This is a genomic window from Pseudobutyrivibrio sp. AR14 (assembly GCF_900101325.1).
GTDB lineage: Bacteria > Bacillota > Clostridia > Lachnospirales > Lachnospiraceae > Pseudobutyrivibrio.
The window spans coordinates 1-8,030 of the sequence record NZ_FMUY01000027.1; the positions used below are offsets into that span (position 1 = coordinate 1).

The following is an 8,030-nucleotide window of genomic DNA, read 5'->3' on the forward strand; positions in this document are numbered from 1 at the left end:
ATAGTCTACATACTATGTAAACACCCCATAGTTTATATACAGGATTATCTCAAACTATATGAACGGGTACGAGGTACCCACTATTTAACGTTTACGAATATTCTTGCGTTAAAAAAAGAAAAAAAACCATTATTTAATGGTAATGAAAGTATTATAAAAAAGGAATAGGGTGAGTAAAAAATGACACAGCAAGTAAGAAAACATGAATTGAAAAATGTGCTTTATGACATAGTAAATAAAGAGGATAATTCGAGATTTCTACAGAAAATTCCGCATATGAATATTTCAAATTTAGCTATTATTTTTTATTTTGATGACACAAAAGATTTAATAACTTTTCCAATTCTCAATCTATTAAAACTTAATACAAGAGAATTATTTAAAGTAGCTAAGACGAATATGCATAATAAATATCCTAGCAAAATTATTAAAACAAGAAACAAAAAAGGAGAAATGCTATTCTATCGGATTACGAATGATTCAAAAAGTGGAATTAGCGCGATTCTTACAGAAAAAGCAAAGAGAGAACTAAAGCTTAAATCAAATGAAATGTATATCTTCTTTATATCAAATAGAGAAGTTATAGCATTAGATCCAAAGCAATTTAATATTTCAGAAGCGATGTATTTGTTAAAGGCAAATGAATTTATCTTTGGGCATATGGAAGGCTATTTTGTTACATCTAGTTTATATAGGTATATGCCTGGAAAAAATATATTAGAGGAATTAGATGTAGATTCGATATTAATTAATAAACAAGAGGAAGAAAATGAATCATTTATAGAAGAGGAACTTTGTTTTTAAAGGATACCAAGTAAGATATGTACAAGAAATTCTCATTAATATATGAGGATTTCTTTTTTTCTTGCAAAAATAAAAAAGTTTCCACTATTTATTTAACAACAATTATAGGAGTGAGAATTTATATATGGAACAAGATAGAAGACTTGCAACGCAAGAAAAGCCCCTTTTAAATATGCTTGCCGAAGCTGGACAGCCTTATATTTCAGAGGCAAACCGTACAGAAGAAGATGATAAGGCTCTTATCTGGAATTGTACTGTTAAAACAGATAGAACGCATATCTCTCAGCAGCGATTTGATTATATTTATAAAGATGTAATGACATATCTAAGCGAACAAGAGAAATATATGTTCAAAGATTTTCAGACTAATGCAAGACCTAAAGAAGAATTTTTCAAAGTAGTAGCAGATTATCTTATTAGATATTTTCCATCTGAAATGAAAAATGAAAATGATTTTAATGCAATGATGAAGCGTCTTGATTTGGCTGTATATGGCTTTGATGTATTACAGCCTCTTATTGATAATCCTGACACTTCAGATATAAAAATCTGTGGGCCTTTTGATATTAGAGTAAGAGTAAAAGGTAAGGCTTATAAATCAAATACCACATTCTTTTCCAATAGCGATTTAAGACGATTTATTGATGGAATTGGATATAGAAATTATGTAGAAATTGCGTCGGAGCCTGTAACAACATTTACTGATGACCATGATAAGAATTATATTCTTCGTTTTGTTGTGTCAAACCCTATTGTAAATGCACCAGACTATCCGTATATGCATATAAGAAAGGTTCCGAAGGATAAGCCGAATTTCGATGAATTAATTCGACGCGGTCTTTTAACAGAAGATATTAAAACGTACCTGATTGATAGAGCAAAGAATTCAAGAGCAATAGTTATCGCGGGCCCTCCGGGTTCTGGTAAATCAACTATTTTAAATGCTCTTATTGAATATATTCCTAAAACACTTGAAACTCTTATTATTCAGGAGAATGATGAGTTGACAACCAAACAATCCGGATTCATGTTCAAGCACGTTACTCATGGTCTGGAAAAAGATGCTCAAGGCAAGCGCATCCCTCCAGTCACGCTAGAAGAACTTGGTCGATACGCTCTTGTAGAAGGCTGTAATGTATTCATCATTGGTGAGGTTAAAGGTGGTGAAATGAGAGCTGCCATGACGCTGTTAAATGCTGGTGGTAGATTTATGACGACAGTTCACTCTATTTCAGCTATGGATACATTAGATAAACTTGCTGACCTTGTAAAATATGGGTCTACTTATTCTCTCAATGAAGCAAGAAGAATGCTTAAATCTATTGATACAGTAGTTTACGCAGAAGGGTATAAGGTAAGAGAGATTGTTGAAATCAAAGGATACGATGATGACACTAAACAATACAATTTTGACTATATATATAAATATCCTGGCAAATAAATTTTTGTTTTTTACACATAAAAAATTTTTTTTAACCCATTATTTTACTGTAACTAAAAATGTAATCAATTTTGTAAGGAGAATAATTCGATGAATGTTGAACGTAAATTAAAAAACAAGCCTGATTCAACATCTAAATTTAAAGAAGTTGCAAAAAAGGTTTATGTCAAAAAAGATGGAAAAGCCAATAAAATATCAATTGGTCTTTCGATTGGAATCATTATCTTACTAATCATTCTTTCATTTTTTGCTATGCAGAGATTATCACCATCAGCTATTGAATCAGATGTGGTAAATGGTGTTTCTTCAGAAGAAGGACAAAAAGCAGTACGTCAGGCCTTCTTAGATGGTATTAATGATTATCTAAACGGCGATATTACAGAAGATGAAATGATGAAAACGATTGCTGATTTAATTAATGATTATCTTAATTCAACAAATGGTTTTACAGCTCAGCAGACCGAAGCACTTTCAACTATCATTGGAGAATATCTTAACTCTACAACAATCTACACAGATATTGATAAAAATGCCCAAGCCATTGATGATATTTACCAATTGATAGAAAAGAAATATCAAGATAACCGTAATTATATTTCAACAGTAGAAAGTCAGCTTTCGTCTTTAATTGAATCAAATACTATAACAGATAATGAAAGATATGCTGAACTTGTGGCAATGGATAATAGATTAAAGTCATGGCTTGATGATACTACAGCTGATCTTACATCAAAGATTAAAGACACAGAGTCTGATCTCACTTCGCTTATCAATGATTTTAAAGATCTTTTTGAAAATTCAATAGGCGGAACGGATTGGAGTGAGTCGGCAACATATTCAAAGGGCGACTTTGTATTTAATGAAGATTATATGTATGTTTCTTTAGTAGATAATAATACTTCTGCTTTATCGGATACATCAGCTTGGAAGCAGACTGATATTAAGACAATTATCAACGAGCTCACAAAGGATACTGCAGAGCAGCTTGATGAATTAAGAGTCGATCTTGCAGCACTAGAAGTTAAACAGTCATCTGACCTCGAAGAAGTTAAGACAAACTTAACAAACATTATCAATAATAATGCAGAACTAGCTAAGGAAGAGAACAAAGAATTAAAAGAGGCCCTCCTTAAGAAGGTTAACGATTTTGAGGATGCAACAGAAGAAGTATTATCTAATCTTTCGGATGATATTGTTAAGGCTATGGAAGACGCTGGTATCGCTGACGCTGCTCTTGCTGAGCAGATTCAGGCTCTTAAAGATGCTACAGCAGGTGATATCAAGGATCTTAAAAACAGTACAGACATGGCTCTTGCAGCGTTAGAGGACGCAGCTACTTGGTCAGAACGTGTAACTTACGATAATAAGGCATATGTAACTCACTACAATGGTTCAGTACAGAGACTTTATCATTCACTTCAGAATAATAACGTTGGTCACGAACCAGGTACTTCAGATGGTGCTTCATGGTGGGAAGAGGTTGATACAGTAGAACTTATCAATGCTATGGATTCTAGAGTAACAACAGTTGAAGGTCAGCTTGAAGATAATGGTTACAATTTTAACGTTGGTTATGATAATGGTAATGTTGGTTACTATGTAAATGGTGTATTAAAACCATTCTAATTGTAATTAAGAGGGAATGAAGGTTATTTTTCCCTCGCAAAAAATATAGAAAGGTAAAATGGAAACTTGAAAGCTAAAAATATATTATTAAAAACATTAGCAAGTTCTTTGATAGCCTTAAATATATTCAACGGATTGATTCCAAGTAATACAATTACAGCTATTGCTGCAGAATCTGATATGACATCAGAATCACAAGATGATGGGACTTTTATCCCGTTTAGATCATATTATGTAAATTATCTTTCTCAACATTGCACCGAAGCAGATGATGAAGCGGTCTATATCTTCTGTAAGATGATGTCAGAACAGATGAATGGTACACAGAATTCATCTAGTGGAAATTGGTTCTCAACATATTACTCAGAGACAGTCCTTCCAGGAGGAATTTATCTTTCTGAATCAAATGCAAAAAACCAATATATATACAAAAATGGCATATCAAATGCGACTTACTATGATCAGCTGATAGCCAATCTAATTTCAGCTAATGGAATGAAGCTCATTAATGCGTGGGTTAACGGCTATACGGATTCATATGGCGATGTTGTTTTATCTGCTTCACAAGGAAAAGATTCATTTATTAAATTCTTTGATAGTGAGTATGGTAGTTGGACACAAACAGCAGCTGCGATTACAAAACTTACCCAAACTTCAGAAGGTAATACATGGATGCAGAACTATGTCTATGCTAAAAATGGAAGTAGTGAAAATTCAGTTGGTATAACATTACTTAAGCTATATTGTACTGATTTCGATGATATCAATAGTACTCAGCTTGCATGGTGCAAAGGATACCTGCCATATTTGCTTTCCAATTACGCATCAAATGGAGCTTCTGCTTTAGCGGCAAGTACCAAGAATGCTTATCTGTATGATTTTATGGCACGCTCTGTAAATGGTGCTCAATGCACACTAACAAAAGCATCAGCTACAACAGTATCAGCTAATGGCACATCTCTTGGTACAGTAGCAAAGGGTACTTCATTACAGCAGGAATTTTTCAATTATGTAGTAGCAAGTGGTACAGGCTTTGGAGAGTTTTGTCAGAATATTATCGGGGGTGGAACTTATACAGCCTCCACTCCCAATAGAACAGTAAGCGGTCAAAGTCTTACAAAGTTTGCTTCTCCTGCAGCGCTTTTTACAGCCGCTGATTGTGATGCGGATTATAATGCATCAACAGTGGGAGATGGTGATGGAGACTGGTTTGGACATGGTATATGGCTATATGCTAACAAGGGTTCAAATACTCAATTTGCGAATATTTATAAGCTGATAGCAAATAATTCAACTACAAATTTATTGTACCTAGATTGGGTTAAGAGATTTGTTGGAGTAAACTATGGTTCACTAACTTGGTCTGCAAGTCAGATGCAAGACTATAGTTTTACATCTGAAAATACAGATTCTTCTGGAAAAGGTGGACATTTTTATATAGAAATAAGCGGTCAAAATAGAACGGGTGGTGCCTCATCAAAGGCAAGTGACGGAGATGCTATTTCCAGCGAGTTTGCAACCTATGCGTATGCATCAGTAACGAAGTATGGAATAGAAAATGCAACTGATAAAATGGCATATTATAAGGTCGCTCATTCATTTAGAAAGGGCACTTTCTCATTTTGTGAATTTGGTGACCTTAAGATTACATATAATACTCATATAAGTTATGGCGCAAAATCAGTTGTCGTATCATTTGGAAGCTCACCATATGCCACATATCAAAATTATAGCAATGTAAAAATTGAGGTTTGTAAGCCCGCAGGAACTAATGTAAATACCGGTGAATGTGCACCATTTGGAAGCACAACGATTACAATTCCTGATAGCGCATGGAAAGATTGTACATATTTAATACTTAAATTTATATACAATCCATATGCTGCCACAAATTATGCTTTTAATAACACAAACTGTTTTGATGATTATTCACATTGTTATCAATGGCTCGTAGGTTCAGTAACAGAGAATTATAAGAGCGGTACAAATGGACTTGAGGGATACACATGGTCTTCATGGCAGAAAGCATATTCAAATGACTATAGTACATGTAAGCTTTACAGAACAGTAGTCGGAAATAGCGGAATTGTTGAAGCTGAGAATATTACAGCAACTAAAACTGAAACATCTACAGCTTATGTATATACATACAGTCCAAAAACACTTACAAGTGTAAAGCCATGGTCAGTAACAATTAGTAAGGATTTTGGCTCTGGAACACAGTCATTGACAGTTACTGGAACTTCATCTAAATCTAACACCACGTCAATATCTGCTGGATATTATAATAGAGGATATCCTGATATAACATTTTCACACTATATGGTAGGTGGAACATGGTATGCTAGTACAACAGCTTATGCTGAAGCTTGGGGTACGGCCACTACGTCAAAGGGGTCAATTAAACAAAATGCTAAAACTATAACTGTGTCAGTTAATGGTAATGCTACTGTTACACTATTCAATAGTGATGGTTCAAAAACATTGATGTCTGATACTGGTTCAGGAACTATTACTTTTGATGTTTCAAATCTTTCTGCTGAAGATTTATATTTTAGTTATTTAACAATCAATCATATAAAAGGTGCTTCCGTTACAAGAAATATAGATGGTACAAATGTTTCTTGGGATTATTATCCAGGGGCTTCAGTTACAGCTACATCCAAAGTAAATTCTATTACGGTTACATATTAGAAATTATGGTTGATAAAAAAACAGTCTTAATTGATTGAAATAAATTTAACATAATGCAAAATGCCCGTACACTATTTGCACGGGCATTTACTGTATTAAACATCATTAAAATTGTTTTTTAGAATGCATCTGGATCAACCGGAACTTCATCAGCACTAATTTCACGGCTGTATTCAGCTTGCCCTGAATCTGTATCCCAATCATGTACATAACCAGAATCATCATTATATACTATTGTATTAGAACTCTCAGATGTTGAAGTATTAGTTGAAGCTGCAGAACTTGAGTTGTTTGAGCTTGATGAGCTAGAACTTGATGCGGAACCAGCGCTTGATGAACCACCTGAGCTTGAAGAACCTGATGATGCATAAGTTTTTGTAGCCTTTGTTGGCGCAGCAATAGTCTTTGTATTATCAGCTACTGAAGATACTGTGAATCCAGCTGCTGTTGCATCAGCTACTGTTGCGATACGCCCCTCTTTCTGACCACAGTTGATATAGTGGAAGAAGTAGTTAGTGTAATCTGCTACGTTATTATCTGTATCATATACTACTACTAAATCAGCATTTGCAGCTGCATAAGCATCAGCGTTGAATGTTGCGGAAGCATCTCTTCCCTCAAAGATACCACATGTAAGATAGTGATTTAAAAGTGCTGCCTTCTTAGTACCAAACGCAGCGGCCACATCTGGGTATGTCTTAGCATAATACTCTGCATCAAATACCTGAGAAATCATCTGTGCAGCCTTTGCATCAAACTTACCAACATTGTCAGCAGCATGCACTGTAATTGTATTCGCCCCACCTAATACAGAAGTTACGATTGAAAATGTTAATAGTGTCTGTACGATTCTGTTTTTCATATAATATCCTCCATTTTTGTGTATCTTGTTACACAATAGTATATTTATGACTGCTTTTCAAGTATTAATAACAATTTGTTGATAAAAACTCATTGTTTCTTAATAAATATACTCAAATATAAGCTCAAAAATATTTTTAAAAACCATTATTTAAATATATAACCTACGATAACGGGGGAATGGTCCGTTTTTATTTTGGTCCTAAAACCCCGTCCCTAGGGACCATTTCATGGTATAATGTTCAAATCTAATGTTAGAAAAAATAAATGTATGGAGAATTATTATGGGAAAAATATTTAAACACAAACTTACAAGAAGACAAAAGGAAATTTTAGAAAGAACAAAGCTACCTAATAATTGGGAAGAATTGTCTACATATCATCGTAGAATCATCAAGAGAATAGAAAAGATGATTAAATACTTGGAAAAGAAGTATGGCAAAAAGTTCTATTACAAGGGTTATATTCCAGAGAATAAGCTATTTTTTGACAAAGAGTCATTACTAGTTTATGCAGAAGGTGATGATCCGGAAGTAGATTGCTTTGCTGTAGAACCAAAGGGATTTGGATTTACTGATGAGTATGCATGGGTTATTCAGACTCC

General features: G+C 34.0%; 6 protein-coding genes. 5 read left to right on the forward strand and 1 reads right to left on the reverse strand.

What is annotated here, in order from left to right; translation table 11 throughout:
- Positions 1–180: 180 nt before the first annotated feature.
- The 4 genes from BLP50_RS13820 (at position 181) to BLP50_RS13835 (ending at position 6,565) form a co-directional block, all read left to right on the forward strand.
- Entirely contained in the window at positions 181–804 is a 624-nt protein-coding gene (locus tag BLP50_RS13820; RefSeq protein WP_090155797.1) for a DUF5688 family protein, read from the forward strand.
- 124 nt (positions 805–928) lie between these two features.
- Entirely contained in the window at positions 929–2,245 is a 1,317-nt protein-coding gene (locus BLP50_RS13825; RefSeq protein ID WP_090155800.1) for an ATPase, T2SS/T4P/T4SS family, read from the forward strand.
- A gap of 90 nt (positions 2,246–2,335) precedes the next feature.
- The gene (locus tag BLP50_RS13830) at positions 2,336–3,871 is read left to right on the forward strand and encodes a hypothetical protein (RefSeq protein ID WP_090155803.1); all 1,536 of its coding nucleotides are present in this window, start codon (positions 2,336–2,338) and stop codon (positions 3,869–3,871) included.
- 108 nt (positions 3,872–3,979) lie between these two features.
- A complete protein-coding gene (locus tag BLP50_RS13835) occupies positions 3,980–6,565 on the forward strand; it encodes a hypothetical protein (protein ID WP_176753791.1) in 2,586 nt (861 codons plus the stop codon).
- 118 nt (positions 6,566–6,683) lie between these two features.
- On the opposite strand, the gene BLP50_RS13840 is transcribed toward BLP50_RS13835, so the two are convergent.
- Positions 6,684–7,427, reverse strand: a complete 744-nt coding sequence (locus BLP50_RS13840) for a hypothetical protein (protein ID WP_090155807.1) — start codon at positions 7,425–7,427, stop codon at positions 6,684–6,686.
- Between the two features lie 283 nt (positions 7,428–7,710).
- Between BLP50_RS13840 and BLP50_RS13845 the strand changes: the two genes are divergently transcribed.
- Positions 7,711–8,030: hypothetical protein (locus tag BLP50_RS13845; RefSeq protein ID WP_330386098.1), on the forward strand; the 320-nt coding region annotated here is incomplete at its 3' end.